The following is a 13,063-nucleotide window of genomic DNA, read 5'->3' on the forward strand; positions in this document are numbered from 1 at the left end:
TCACACGGGCAGGGTTGTCCGGAAAATGACCGATGAGATCCGTGGTGTGGCCCGTGGCGAGTCGACCGTCCCGCTCTCGATCCTGGACCTGGCGACCGTCGGCGCGGGCGACACGCCGTCCGGCGCGCTCCGGACGACGACGGAGCTGGCGCGGCGCGCGGAGGAATGGGGTTACCACCGGTTCTGGGTGGCCGAGCACCACGGCATGCCGAGCGTGGCCAGCTCCTCCCCCGCCGTGATCCTGGCCCATCTGGGCGCCGGCACGCGGAGCATCCGGCTCGGCTCGGGCGGCGTGATGCTCCCGAACCACGCGCCGCTCATCGTGGCCGAGCAGTTCGGCACCCTGCACGCCCTGCACCCCGGGCGCATCGACCTCGGCCTCGGCCGCGCCCCCGGCACCGACCAGGCGACGGCCCGCGCGCTGCGCCGCAGGGCGACCCCGGACGCCGACGACTTCCCCGAGCAGCTCGCCGAGCTCGTCGCCTTCCTCGACGACACCTACGAGGCCGGCCCGCGGGGCCCGCGCATCCGCGCCGTGCCCGGCGAGGCGAGCGCGCCCGGGTCCGGGCGCCCGCCGATCTGGCTGCTCGGATCCAGCGGGTTCAGCGCGGGGCTGGCCGCGCTGCTCGGCCTGCCGTTCGCCTTCGCCCACCACTTCAGCTCCGCCAACACGATCCCCGCCCTGGAGCTGTACCGCTCGCGGTTCGAGCCGTCCGCCGTGCTGGACAAGCCGTACGCGATGATCGGCGTGAGCGCGGTGGCGGCGGACACCGGCGCGGAGGCGCTGCGGCGGGCGCGCACCGGGGCGCTCGGCATGCTGCGCCTGCGGCGGGGCATGCCCGCGCCGCTGCCCACGCCCGAGGAGGCCGAGGCGTACCCCTACAGTCCCGCCGAGGAGCAGTTCGTCCGCGACTGGCTCGGCAACGTCGTGCACGGCGACCCGGGGACGGTGCGGGCGGGCCTGGACGCGCTGCGCGAGCGCACCGGGGCGGACGAGCTGATGATCACCACGGGCGTCCACGGCGGCGAGGCCAGGATCCGCTCCTACGGGCTGATCGCCGAGGCGTACGGCATGACCAAGGAGCTCTGACAGAGACCTTTCTTCGCATGGATTATGTCCGTAATATCGGACCCACCCGCGAGAACATTCATGCGTAGCGTCTGCCGACCCGGAAGTAACGCCGAACAATGTGCTGGGAGCGCTCCCAATCCCGTCCCGACTCGTCTGACCCCTCCGGGGCCGGTGGTCGGTGAACCCCCATGACTCGGGGGCCGTGCGTGAGGGCGACGTGCTCACGCGCCGGTACCGGCTCGTCGAGCAGATAGCCTCCGGCGGGACGTCCGCGATCTGGCGCGCCTTCGACCAGTCGTTGCACCGCACCGTCGCGATCAAGGTGCTGGACGGCGACCACCGCGCGATCCGCAGGGAGGCGCGGGCGACCGCCCGGCTGCTCCACCACGACGCGATCGAGGTGTACGACTACGGCGAGACGATCACCGCCGCCGGACGGCCCGCCGCCTACGTCGTGATGCGGCTGCTGGACGGGCGGGCCCTGTCCGAGCGGATCGCCGAGGGACCGCTGCCGTGGCGCGAGGCCGCGACCGTCGGCGCGAGGGTCGCGCGGGTGCTGGAGGCCGCCCACCGGCGCGGCATCGTCCACCGCGACGTCACCGCCGAGAACGTCCTGCTCACACCGGAGGGCGCCAAGCTGCTCGATTTCGGGCTCGCGGCGTTCGTGGGCGAGCACGCCGGCCCCCGGGTCCCCGGCACGCCGCCGTACGCCGCGCCCGAGCGGCTCACGGCGGGCGGCTTCCACCCCGCCGTGGACGTGTACGCCCTCGGCGTGCTCGTCTACCAGATGCTCACCGGGGTCCCCCCGCGCCCCGTGGACGAGGCGGGCGGGGGGCGCGGGACGCCGGGCCCGCGCCACGGCGCGCGTACCGGGACGCCCGGCATGCCCCGTACCGGGACGCCCGAGGTGCCGCCCGAGCTGACCGCCCTGTGCGCGGCGTGCGTGGCGGGGAACCCCGCCGAGCGGCCGGCCGCCGGGCACGTGGCCGAGGTGCTCACGCGCGCGCTCGACGCGCCGCCGATCGAGGTCCGGGACACGGCCATCTGGATCCGGCGCGTGCGGACGGCCGCCGCCGGCTCGGCGCTGCTGTCGGCCTCGGCCGCCGCGCTCCTCTGGCTGGCCAACGCGCTCGGCTCGCTCGCTTAAGTACCGTTTCCGCGAATCACCGGACCGGCACGCCCTTTTTCGCCGCGCCAACGCCCGCGTAATGCCATTCAAACGGGATATCCCGCACGGCGATAATCCGATCGAACGGACATTTCCCATTTGTCCGCACATGGAGCTTGATTCAAACTTTCCGCATGTCGGATAACGATCACAACGGCGGAGATCAGTACGGTTGGATGTCGGGACGCATTATCGGCAATGCGTTTTCACATGGCAATACCAACAGCAAAGGACCGCTTCATGAATCATGCCAGTCGGCCTCGTGTCGGGGCGCGACATATCGTTCGTTCCTTGCTGGCGGCGGCTCTCACGGCGACCGTCGCGGTGTGGGTCGTCGCCGCGGCGCCCGGCTCCGCCGGCGCGGCGGCACAGCCGGTCCCGGTGCCGCTCGGCGCCGCCGCGGGCTTCGCCGTTCTGGCGGGGACGTCCGTGACCAACACCGGCACCTCGGCCATCACCGGAGACGTCGGCGTCGCCCCCGGGAGCACGGTCACGGGACTCACGCCCCCGAGCATCGTGAACGGGATCATCCACATCAACGACGCGGCCGCGACCCAGGCGCAGACGGCCCTGGCCACGGCGTTCGCCGACGTCACCTCGCGCCCTTCGACCGGGACCATCCCCCCGGCGCTCGGCGGCCGGACGCTGCCCCCCGGCGTCTACACGTCCACGGGCGGCCCGTTCACGCTGAGCGGCGAGCTGACCCTGGACGCGAAGGGAGACCCGAACGCGGTCTTCGTCATCCGCGGATCGAGCCTCACCGTGGCGGCGCACGGCACGGTCACCCTGGCCGGCGGGGCGCGGGCCTGCAACGTGTTCCTGGCCCTCACCAGGACCGCGACCCTGTACGCGGGAGCCAGGCTGCGCGGCAACGTGCTGCTCGTGCCCGCGACCACGGGCGGCATCGTGGTGGGCACCGGCGCCACGGTGGAGGGCAGGCTGCTGGCCGGCCCGCACGCCGCCGTGACGCTCGCCGGGGACACCGTCACCGCGCCCCGCGGATGCGCGACCGGCAAGAACACGACCGTCACGGTGACGTTCTCCTGCAGCGGGACGGGGCCCGGCCGGCCGCTGAGCCTGAACGCGATCGTGCGCTCCGCCAACGGCCCGGTCGCCTCCGGCCAGGTGCGGTTCACCAGTGACGGCGCCGCGCTCGGCACGGCGCAGCTCAACTCCTCCGGCCGGGCGACGCTCGCCGACCCGAACCTGACCGAGGGCATCCACCGGATCGTGGCCACGTTCGAGGGCACGCCCGAGTTCGACCCGGCCACCTCACAGGCCCTGGAACTGCCCGTCGGCCCCGGCGGCAGATGCCCGGAGGAGTGCGAGCGCGACCACGGCCGTCATGAGAAGGCCGAGGCCGAGGCGGTGGACGAGCAGAACCCGCGGACGGTGCGCAAGGACCGCCACAACCGGCACCATCGCCACCACAAGGACCACGGCAAGCTGGTGACGGTGCAGACGCTGCACACGCTCGACGGAGTGTTCGGCGAGGACGACCACCACGGCCACCACGGCCACCACGGCTCGGGGTCCCACCACGGCCACGGGCCGAAGGGCCACCAGCACTACCAGAAGCCGTACCAGAAGCCGCGCTACCACAAGTACTACAAGGCGCCGCGCCCGCGCGTCGCCGTCACCGGCTGATCTGGGCCCGTGACGTCCACGGGGCCCGTCCGACCGAGTCGGACGGGCCCCTTACGTGACGGATGAACATGTCCGGGCGTGCCCCGGCCGCCGGGCGGCCGCTTCGCGCCCGCTTCGGGTCTAGTCGTCGCCCGCTCCGGGCGCGCTCTGCGCCTGCTCCACGCCTGCTCCGGGCGTACTCCGCGGCTGCTCCACGCCTGCTCCGGGCCTGCTCCGCGGCTGCTCCACGCCTGCTTCGGGCCTGCTCTGCGCCTGCTCCGCGACCGCGTCCCTCTCCGGCGGCGGCGCGTCTCCTCTCGCGCGCCGGTCGAACTCCTCCTCCAGTTGCCGGGTGCGGACGGCATGGTCGTCCAGGTCGTCGTCGGAGCCGCGCAGCAGGGTCTCCATCCAGGACTCCTCGAGCTCTCGGAGCTCGTCGCGCAGATCTCGCACGCTCAGGTTTCGCGGATTGACTCTGTTCATGACTCCACCCTGTACCCGGTCGGACGAATCCGTCACCCCCTATCAAAGCGGGATATCTCACACTCTCTTTATACGAATCCGGCGTCCTTGCCCAGGTCAGCGCCGGTATCCGGCCCCGCGCGGTCCCGCGCGGCCCGGCCCGGCGCGCCGCCCCGGGCGAGCGTCAGCCCCGCCGCCAGCGCGGCGAACGGCACCGCCGCCAGCACGTACCGATGGTCGAAATCGGCCGTCATCGCGGGCGCCAGCAGCAGGCCGGCGCCCATCGCCCACGCCGTCAGCACGCCGAGGCGCCACCCGCGCCGCAGGACCACCCCGGCGAGGCCGGCGCCCAGCAGCACCGCGAGCAGCGGGCCCGGCATCCGCGCCCACCGCTGGTAGACGACCATCGCCCCGGCGTACGGCCGGACGACCTCCGTCCCCGGCCGCCCCTCCTCGTAGTCGCGGGCGATCGCGTCCGCCCGCAGGTCACCCTTGACTCGGTAGGTCGGCGGCGTGGTGCGCGTGGCGGCGAACTCGTACGCCCGCAGGTGCGCGGCCGAGGGGTGGGGCAGCCGGGTCCAGGCGAACGCCTTGACGGTGTCGCCGAGCACCGTCGCGAGGTAGTCGAAGGGCTGGGCGGCGATGGCCCGCAGCGCGAAGGCGCGCGTGAGCTCGTTGGCCTGGTCGGTGAACATGGGCCGGTCGCGCACCGGCGAGCCGGGCGACCAGATGTACCGGGAGGCCGCGACCCTGCGGTCCACCGGCTCCGTGGGGCACAGCCAGGCCTCCGAGGGCGGCGGTTCGATCGTGGCGCAGTCGGCGAAGCTCATCGTCCTGGCCCAGAGGAACGTGCCGTCGGCGCTGCTCAGCGCGAAGCTGCCCTGCTCGGCCCTGTACCAGGTCGCGTACGCGCCGAGCGGCAGCGCCATGGCGGCCGAGGCCGCCGCCACGCCGCGCCACCCCACCCGGCGCAGCAGCAGGCAGGCCACGGCGACCACCAGGAGCGGCACCCCGACCGTCCGCAGCACCGCCGCGCAGCCGAGCAGCAGCCCGGCGGCGAGGCCCCACGGGACGGTGAGCGCCGGGCGCCACAGCAGGATCGCGGCCGCCGCCACCAGCAGCGCGGTGAACAGCGTGTCCGCCATGACCATGTGTTCGAGCTGGATCTGGTAGGCGTCGAAGAGCACGGGCGCGGCGAGCAGGGTGGCGCCCCAGCCGGGCAGGCCGTGGCGCCGCAGGACCGCGTAGACCAGGACGGCCGACAGCAGGCCGAGCAGGTGCTGCGCGGCGACGACGAGCGCGGTGCTGTGGAACGGCTCCAGCAGCCACAGGAACAGCGAGTACCCGGAGCTGCGGGAACGGCTCGGCCACAGCTGGAGCGCCCCGGCCACGTAGCTGTAGGAGTCGCCGTCGAACCAGATCGCCGGCCGGTACCCGAGCATCGCGACCAGCCGCAGCAGGGCCGCGGCGAGCAGCGCGCCGCCGAACAGGAGGTGCCCTCGCACGGGGGGGGGAGCGGCGCGGGAAACAGGCGCGGGGCGCGGAGGTCGATCACCGGCCTTCTCCAGGATTCGGCGGCACCAGCGTCTCCGAGGCTACCGACGCGTGACCGGTGCGAACCGCTTTCTCATGATTCCCCCAGCCGGCGCGCTCCGGCACGGTAGGTGATCGCCACAGCTCAGTGGAGCATGCCATGCGTACATTGCGTGACATTTCACGAGATCTACGCACCCATCCCTCGGGCGATGAGAATCGTAAGGGCGGACACCGGAGGGAACGGGGGTTCCACGTGCGGCGTGCTGTCCGGCTGGCGCTCGCGGGCGGCGTCCTCGTCCTCGCGGCGGGATCGGCGCCCCTCGTCGTCGCGAAGGAGCCGAACCGGCTGGTGGCGATCGCCAGTGCCATCGAGGACGGGCAGCGGCAGAGCCGGTGGGCGGGCGGGGCGATCCCCTACGTCTGGGGCGGCGGGCACGCCAAGCTGCCCGGACCCTCGCGCGGCACCTGCCTCGGCTACCACGGCTCCATCCGTCCCTGCCCGGCCGCCACCACCACCGGCCTGGACTGCTCGGGGCTGGCCCGCTGGGTGTACCACCTGGCGTTCAAGGAGGACGTGCTCGGCCCCGGGAACACCGACGACCACCTGCGCCGCCTGCGCAAGGTGCCGGCCAGGGCGGCCAGGCCCGGCGACCTGGTGTTCTACGGCAAGGTGCGCAAACGGTCGGTCAGGACCCATCACGTGGGCATCTACGTCGGCGACGGCATGATGATCAACGCGCTGCGGACGGGCACCACCATCAGGACCGACCCCGTGGACATCCTCCCCGACCTGGCGGGCTACTACCGCTACGAGCGGTGAGGCGGCTCACGCCTCCGCCGGCACCGGCGCGGCGGCGCGGGCCCGCCTGACCAGGTCCTGCGCGACCGGGCCCAGGTAGGTGGCGGCGGCGGCGCAGCCGAGCGCGATGGACCAGCCCACCGGCCCGAGCGGACGGCTGCCGAAGAACGTGCTCACCCCCGGCACCGACACCACCACGACCAGCATGACCAGGGACGCCAGCGTCGCGGCCACCACGACCCGGTCGCGCCCGCCCTGCGCCACGGTCTGGAAGAGCTGCGCCGCCACCAGCGCGACCAGCCCGATCGTGTTGGCCCGCGCCTGCGTGCCGGTCAGCCGCCCGGCGGCCCAGGCCGCGATCGCGGCGCTCGCGGTCACGGCCGAGCGCAGGTAGATGTCGCGGGTCAGCGACTCGCCGAGCGACGCCTCCGGGCCCTCGGCCAGCAGCTTGTCGGGGTCGGTCGAGGCGGGCGGGCGCACGGCCACCGCCAGGGCCGGCGCCATGTCGGTGAGCAGGTTCACCAGCAGGAGCTGGCGGGCGTTCAGGGCGCTGCCGCCCGCCAGCAGGCCGGTCCCCACCGTGAAGACGATCTCGCCGACGTTGCCGCCGAGCAGGATGCTGAGCGCGTCGCGCACCGAGCTCCACATGGCCCGGCCCTCGACGATCGCGTCCACGATGGTCTCGATGCGGTCGTCGGTCACGACGAGGTCGGCGGCGGCGCGGGCGGCGGGCGTGGCGCGCGAGCCGAGCGCGATGCCGACGTCGGCCATGCGGATCGCGGGGGCGTCGTTGGCGCCGTCGCCGGTGACCGCCACGACCTCCCCGGCCCTGCGCAGGCAGGTGACGATCCGCGCCTTGTGCGCGGGGGTGGCGCGGGCGAAGACGGCCACCTCGGGCAGCACCTTGGTCAGCGACTCGTCGTCCATCTCCTCCAGCTCGGGGCCGGTCATCACGCGCCCGCCGTCCAGCGCGTCCAGCTCCACGGCGATGGCCTCGGCGGTGCTCGGATGGTCGCCGGTCACCATGACGACGCGCACGCCGGCGCGGGCGAGGCGGCGCACGCTCTCCGCGGCGGTCGGGCGCACCGGGTCTGCCAGGCCGAGGAACCCGAGGAAGCACAGCTCGTCCACGCGCGACTCGTCCAGGTCGCCGCGGTCGGAGGCGCGGCGCTCGGCCACCGCGAGCACGCGGTAGCCCTGGCGCGCCAGCCGGTCGACCTCGTCCTCCAGCGCGCGCCGCGCCGCCTCGTCCAGCGGCGCCGGCGTGCCGTCCCTCAGCACCCGGTCGCAGCGGGTGAGCAGGATCTCCGGAGCGCCCTTCACGGTGAGGAGCTGTCCCTGGCCCGTGGCGCCGAGCACGGCGTGGTAGCCGCGCCCGGGCTCGAAGGGCATCACGTCGACCCGCTCCCAGCGGTCCAGCCCGTCGCCCGGGGTCACGCCGATCTTCTCGGCGCCGTCGAGGACCGCGCGGTCGGTGGGGTGGGCGATCACGCGGCCTCCGCCGGTGCGCGGGCTGGCCCGCACGGCGGCGGCGAGGACACGCCGCAGCCGGTCGTCCACCCGCTCGACGGAGGCGCCGCGCCACCCGTCGGAGATGTACCTGAGCCGGATGCGGCCCTCGGTCAGCGTGCCGGTCTTGTCGAAGCACAGCACGTTGACCCGGCCGAGGGCCTCGATCGTGGAGGGGTTGCGCACCAGCGCGGCCCGCTTGGACAGCCGCCGCGCCGCCGCGAGCTCGGCCAGCGTCGCGACGAACGGCAGCCCCTCGGGCACCGCGGCCACGGTCAGGCTGACCGCCGGGGTGAGGGCGGAGGCCAGGGGGCGCCCGCGCAGCAGGTCGGTGAGCAGCAGCACGACGCCCGCGGCGATCGAGGCGGGCAGGATGCGGCGGCTCAGCTCGCGCAGCCGCAGCTCGACGCCCGTGGGCGGGCTGGGCTCGGCGGCCAGCCGCGCGCTGCGCCCGGCCTCGGTCATGTCGCCGGTCGCGACGATGACCGCCCGCGCGCTGCCCGCCGCGACCGTGGTGCCCTGGTAGACCATCGAGGCGCGGTCGGCGACCGCCGCGGCGACCGTCGGCGCGGCGCTCTTGGTGACGAGCTGCGACTCCCCGGTGAGCGTCGACTCGTCGACCTCCAGGCCGTCCGCTTTGATCACCCGCGCGTCGGCGGGGACGGCGTCCCCGGCGCGCAGCTCGATCACGTCGCCGGGGGCGAGGTCGTCCTTGGTGGCGGACACGACGCCGTCAGGGCGGCGCAGGCGCACGCGGACCTCGGTCGCCTCGGTGAGGCGGTGCAGCGCCCGGTCGGCGCGGAAGCGCTGCACGCCGCCGAGCAGCGCGTTCGTCAGCATCACCACGCTGATCATCACCGCGTCGAGCACCGACCCGACCAGGGCCGAGATCGCCGCCCCGGCCGCGAGCGCGGGGGTGAGCGGGTTCGCCAGCTCCTCGGCGGTCGTGCGCGCGAGCGAGCGGGGCCGCGCCTCCGTGGTCCCGGCCGAGGTCCGGCGCCGTCCGGCGTCGTCGCCGGAGATGCCGTCGGCGGAGGACCCGAGCAGCGCCAGCACCTCCTTGACGGACATGGCGTGCCAGGGGGTGACGTCGGCGGGCGCCGGCACGGGCACGCGGGCGGCGGCGCGCCCGGCCCATTCCCCGAGGGCGACGGCGGTCAGCGAGACGACCGCGTCCAGCACGTACGCCCGGTGCAGGGCCGTGGCCTCCGGCCCGGCGACGGCCAGCAGGCCTCCGACGACCGCGGCGACGGCGCCGAGCCGCACGCCGTTGGTGCTCGCCCGCACCGCCCGGGGCAGGCAGCTCAGGATCAGGTGGACGCCGGACGGCCCGGTGACGACGTCGGCGTCCCACGGCAGGGCTCCGTCCGCGCCGGGCACGCCGACGCCGATGTCGGCCCCGGCCAGCGCCCGGCCGGCGCCCCGCGCCACCACCACCACGCCGTGGCCGCGCGCCTGCAGGCCGGCCACGTGCGCGGCGAGGTCCCCGGGCGGGAGCACCTCGCCGACGGCGAAGCGGCGGGCGACGGCCTCGTCCCCGGCCAGCAGGACCGTCCCCGCGGCCTTCGCGGCGGCGACGATGGCCTCGGCCAGCGGCTCGGCCTCGCGGGCCAGCCCGGCGATCGCGACCGGCGTCCCGTCCCTGCGCACCTCCAGGGCCCGCAGGCCGCGTTCCCGCCACACGGCGGCGTCCCCGGAGGGCAGGCGGTCCAGGTCGGCGAGCGGGGCGACCGACCACCCCTGCCCGTCCCCCGCCGCGCCGGGGTCGGACAGGTCGATCAAGGCGTAGAGCCGGGCGTACAGCTCGCCGGTCTTCAGGTCGTCGGCGAGGGGTTCCACGCGGTCGATCGTCCACGCGCCGGTGGTGAGCACGGCGGCGTCCAGGATCACGGTGTCGGCCCGGTCCATGAGGCGCAGGACCGCGGCGTCGAGGACGAGCGCGTCGCGGGCGGCCAGCGCGCGCCCGGTCACCCCGGCGAACGCGTCGCGGGCCAGGCCGGCGATCTTCGGCGTGGCGGCGACGAGGAGGGACAGGGCCCGGCGCCCGTGCGGGGTGAGCAGCCGGGCCGCCCCGTAGACGGCGAGGGTGGCCGGGCCCGCGATCTGCCCGTACTTCTCCGCGGGGCCGTGCGGCAGACGTCCGGGGCGCGGCCCGGTCGCGGCCCCGATGTGGCGGTAGGCGCCCGGCGTCGCGGCCAGCCGCTCCTGCGCCCGCAGCCATGAGGCCCGTACGGCCCTGGCCTCCACGTACCGGCACAGCGACGACGCCGCCTGCGCCACCACCCCGAGCGGGCGCGCGGTGAGCGCCTGGGTGGTCAGCGTGAAGGCCGTGAAGAGGGCTTCGGCGGGGGCGCGGCCGAGGCGGTCCTCGGCGGCCTGGCGCGTGAACGGGGTCGAGGCGGCCAGATTCCCCAAGGCCGGCACGAGCGGGTCCAGGGCGCGGACCCTGGCGACCTGCCCGGCGACGGCGACCCCGGCGGCGGCGACGGTCGCCGCGAGGCGGACCGCCGCGCTCGCGTGCCGCTCCACGGGTCCAGCCGGAGGCCGTGGCGCCTCCCGCGGGCGGGGGTCCATCTCCTCGACGACCGCCGTCAGCTTCTCGGCATCCGCGCCGCCGGGCGCCAGGCCGGCGAAGACGCGGCCGAGGCGGCCGTTGACCTCGGCCCGCTCGACGCCGGGCACCGCGCGGAGCCGCTTCTCCAGGGCGGCCGCCGCCTTCTCGGTGCCCGGCCCGCCGATGCCGTAGAGCTCGACGTGGACACCGCCGGGGCACGGGACGGCCCTGCGGGGAGGCGGCGGAAGGAGAGTCCCCAGGGGACCGGGCAGCGCGGTCCGCAGGAGGAAGGCGGAGGAGGCCAGCACGTGGCTCAGCGCCGTACGGCTCACCAGCGGGCGCACCCCATCACCCCTCCACGCGGCAGGGGGGCACCTGGAAGCGCGGCCGCGAACGACCAGGTCGGACGCGGCCCGCGGCGGCCGGTCGGCCGTCCCCGACACTGTTCCTCCCTGTGCGACCGCATAAACCCGGACGGTCGTACAACGCCTGAATCGCCCGGTCTTCCGGGCGTGGCGGCCGTGCGCGGCCGGCAGGCGTAAGGGGCCGGTCCGGGGGCACGGGGACGGGGCGGCAGGCCACGGCCGCCCGCCGGCGCCCGGAAAGGACGGCGGCACGTGAGGCGGGGAGCGGGGTGTCATGGGACTTCGGAAGTCGGCCGGCGACTGGGTCGGCAAGGTGCGCGCGGGGCGGCGGCTGAGCGCGGTCGCCCGCCGGACGTTCGGCTGGCGCGAGCTGCGGCCCGGACAGCGGGAGGCCATGGAGTGCCTGCTCGCCGGGCAGGACGTGCTGCTGGTGATGCCCACGGGCGGCGGGAAGTCGGCGGTGTACCAGGTGCCCGCGCTGCTCATCGACGGCCCGACGGTGGTGGTGTCGCCCCTGATCGCCCTGCAGCGCGACCAGGTCGCCGGGCTGGCCGCGGCCGACGCGGGCGGCGCGGTCGCGGTGAACTCGGCGCAGCCCGACCGCGCGGGCGGCGCCTCGCTGGACCGGGTGCGCGCCGGCGACGCCGAGTTCGTCTTCCTGTCCCCCGAGCAGCTCGCCAAGCCGGAGGTGATCGACCGGCTGCGCGCCGCGCGCCCCTCGCTGATCGCCATCGACGAGGCGCACTGCGTGTCGGCGTGGGGGCACGACTTCCGACCCGACTACCTGCGGCTCGGCCAGGCGATCGAACGGCTCGGGCACCCGCCGGTGGTCGCGCTGACCGCGACGGCCGCGCCGATGGTGCGCGACGACATCATCGAGGCGCTCGGGCTGTCCGGCGCGAAGGTGATCGTCCGCGGCTTCGACCGGCCGAACATCCACCTGGAGGTGCGCAGGTTCGTCACCAAGGAGGACAAGCGCCGCGCGCTGATCGAGGACGCCGCCGCCCGCCCCGGCCTCGGCCTGGTGTACGTCGCGACGCGGCGCGCCGCCGAGGAGTACGCGGAGGCGCTGCGTGAGGCCGGGCGGCGCGCCGAGTCCTACCACGCGGGCATGAAGCCCGCCGACCGGCACCGGGTGCACGGGCTGTTCCGCGACGGCGCCGTGGACGTCGTCGTCGCCACCTCGGCGTTCGGGATGGGCATCGACAAGCCCGACGTCCGGTACGTGCTGCACTCCGACCCGCCGGACTCGCCGGACTCCTACTACCAGGAGATCGGCCGGGCGGGCCGGGACGGGGAGCCCGCGGAAGCCGTCCTGTTCTACCGGCCGGAGGACCTCGGCGTGCGCCGGTTCTTCGCCGGAGGGCGGGCCGACGAGGAGCTGCTGCTGCGCGTGGCGACGCTGGTGAGCGAGCACGGCGGCGCCGTCCCCGCCCGGGAGCTGCGCGAGCTGCTGGACATCGGGCCCTCGCGCCTGACCGGCGTGGTCAACCTGCTGGAGCGGGTGGGGGCCGTCACGCTCACCGACCGCGGCGACCTGCGTCCCCTGCCCGACGGGCCGGACCCGGAGCGCGCGGCGGCCGAGGCGGCCGGGCTGGACGACACGCGGCGGCGGGTGGACGAGTCCAGGATCGAGATGATGCGCGGCTACGCCGAGACGACGGGATGCCGCAGGCGGGCGCTGCTGGAGTACTTCGGCGAGCCGTACGAGCGGGCGTGCGGCAACTGCGACACCTGCCGCGCGGGCGCGGCGTCCACGCCGCCGGCCGGGCGGGCGGAGGAGGGGCCGTTCCCGATGCACGCCAACGTGGTCCACAAGGAGTGGGGTGCGGGTGTGGTGATGAGCCGCGACCCCGACCGGGTCACGGTGCTGTTCGAGGAGGTCGGGTACAAGACCCTCTCGCTGGCGGCGGTGCGGCGCGACGACCTGCTGGTCCTGGCGTCCTGAGCCCGCGCGGAAGCCGGTCCCCCG

At 75.3% G+C, this 13,063-nt stretch carries 8 protein-coding genes; 5 read left to right on the top strand and 3 right to left on the bottom strand.

What is annotated here, in order from left to right; genetic code table 11:
- Window positions 1-25 precede the first annotated feature (25 nt).
- The 3 genes from BJ982_RS36035 (at window position 26) to BJ982_RS36045 (ending at window position 3,887) form a co-directional block, all read left to right on the top strand.
- On the top strand, window positions 26-1,090 hold the full coding sequence (locus BJ982_RS36035; RefSeq protein ID WP_184887602.1) for an LLM class flavin-dependent oxidoreductase: 1,065 nt from the start codon (window positions 26-28) through the stop codon (window positions 1,088-1,090).
- A gap of 160 nt (window positions 1,091-1,250) precedes the next feature.
- Complete coding sequence (locus BJ982_RS36040; RefSeq protein ID WP_184887604.1) at window positions 1,251-2,219, top strand: serine/threonine-protein kinase; 969 nt, start codon at window positions 1,251-1,253, stop codon at window positions 2,217-2,219.
- A gap of 312 nt (window positions 2,220-2,531) precedes the next feature.
- A complete protein-coding gene (locus tag BJ982_RS36045) occupies window positions 2,532-3,887 on the top strand; it encodes an ice-binding family protein (protein WP_184887606.1) in 1,356 nt (451 codons plus the stop codon).
- A gap of 120 nt (window positions 3,888-4,007) precedes the next feature.
- Here the strand turns inward: BJ982_RS36045 and BJ982_RS36050 are convergent, their stop codons facing one another.
- Both BJ982_RS36050 and BJ982_RS36055 read right to left on the bottom strand, forming a co-directional pair.
- Window positions 4,008-4,349 carry a DUF6158 family protein gene (locus BJ982_RS36050; RefSeq protein WP_184887608.1) on the bottom strand — a complete coding sequence of 114 codons (342 nt, stop codon included), beginning with the start codon at window positions 4,347-4,349 and terminating at the stop codon, window positions 4,008-4,010.
- A gap of 68 nt (window positions 4,350-4,417) precedes the next feature.
- Window positions 4,418-5,833: a hypothetical protein gene (locus tag BJ982_RS36055; RefSeq protein WP_184887610.1), complete on the bottom strand. Its 1,416-nt coding sequence runs from the start codon at window positions 5,831-5,833 to the stop codon at window positions 4,418-4,420.
- 284 nt (window positions 5,834-6,117) lie between these two features.
- On the opposite strand from BJ982_RS36055, the gene BJ982_RS36060 reads away from it, so the two are divergent.
- Window positions 6,118-6,684: a C40 family peptidase gene (locus BJ982_RS36060; protein WP_275411662.1), complete on the top strand. Its 567-nt coding sequence runs from the start codon at window positions 6,118-6,120 to the stop codon at window positions 6,682-6,684.
- Between the two features lie 6 nt (window positions 6,685-6,690).
- Here the strand turns inward: BJ982_RS36060 and BJ982_RS36065 are convergent, their stop codons facing one another.
- Window positions 6,691-11,070: a cation-translocating P-type ATPase gene (locus tag BJ982_RS36065; protein ID WP_239122716.1), complete on the bottom strand. Its 4,380-nt coding sequence runs from the start codon at window positions 11,068-11,070 to the stop codon at window positions 6,691-6,693.
- Window positions 11,071-11,365: 295 nt separating this feature from the next.
- Here BJ982_RS36065 and BJ982_RS36070 point away from each other — a divergent pair, with 295 nt between their 5' ends.
- Window positions 11,366-13,039 carry a RecQ family ATP-dependent DNA helicase gene (locus tag BJ982_RS36070; protein ID WP_184887616.1) on the top strand — a complete coding sequence of 558 codons (1,674 nt, stop codon included), beginning with the start codon at window positions 11,366-11,368 and terminating at the stop codon, window positions 13,037-13,039.
- Window positions 13,040-13,063: the final 24 nt, after the last annotated feature.

Source organism: Sphaerisporangium siamense (genome assembly GCF_014205275.1).
Classification (GTDB): Bacteria; Actinomycetota; Actinomycetes; order Streptosporangiales; family Streptosporangiaceae; genus Sphaerisporangium; species Sphaerisporangium siamense.

Excerpts from the sequence above, each read along its gene's own strand:
- BJ982_RS36035 (WP_184887602.1), top strand. The coding sequence starts at position 26 with ATGACCGATGAGATCCGTGGTGTGGCCCGTGGCGAGTCGACCGTCCCG.
- BJ982_RS36050 (WP_184887608.1), bottom strand. The coding sequence starts at position 4,349 with ATGAACAGAGTCAATCCGCGAAACCTGAGCGTGCGAGATCTGCGCGAC.
- BJ982_RS36070 (WP_184887616.1), top strand. The coding sequence starts at position 11,366 with ATGGGACTTCGGAAGTCGGCCGGCGACTGGGTCGGCAAGGTGCGCGCG.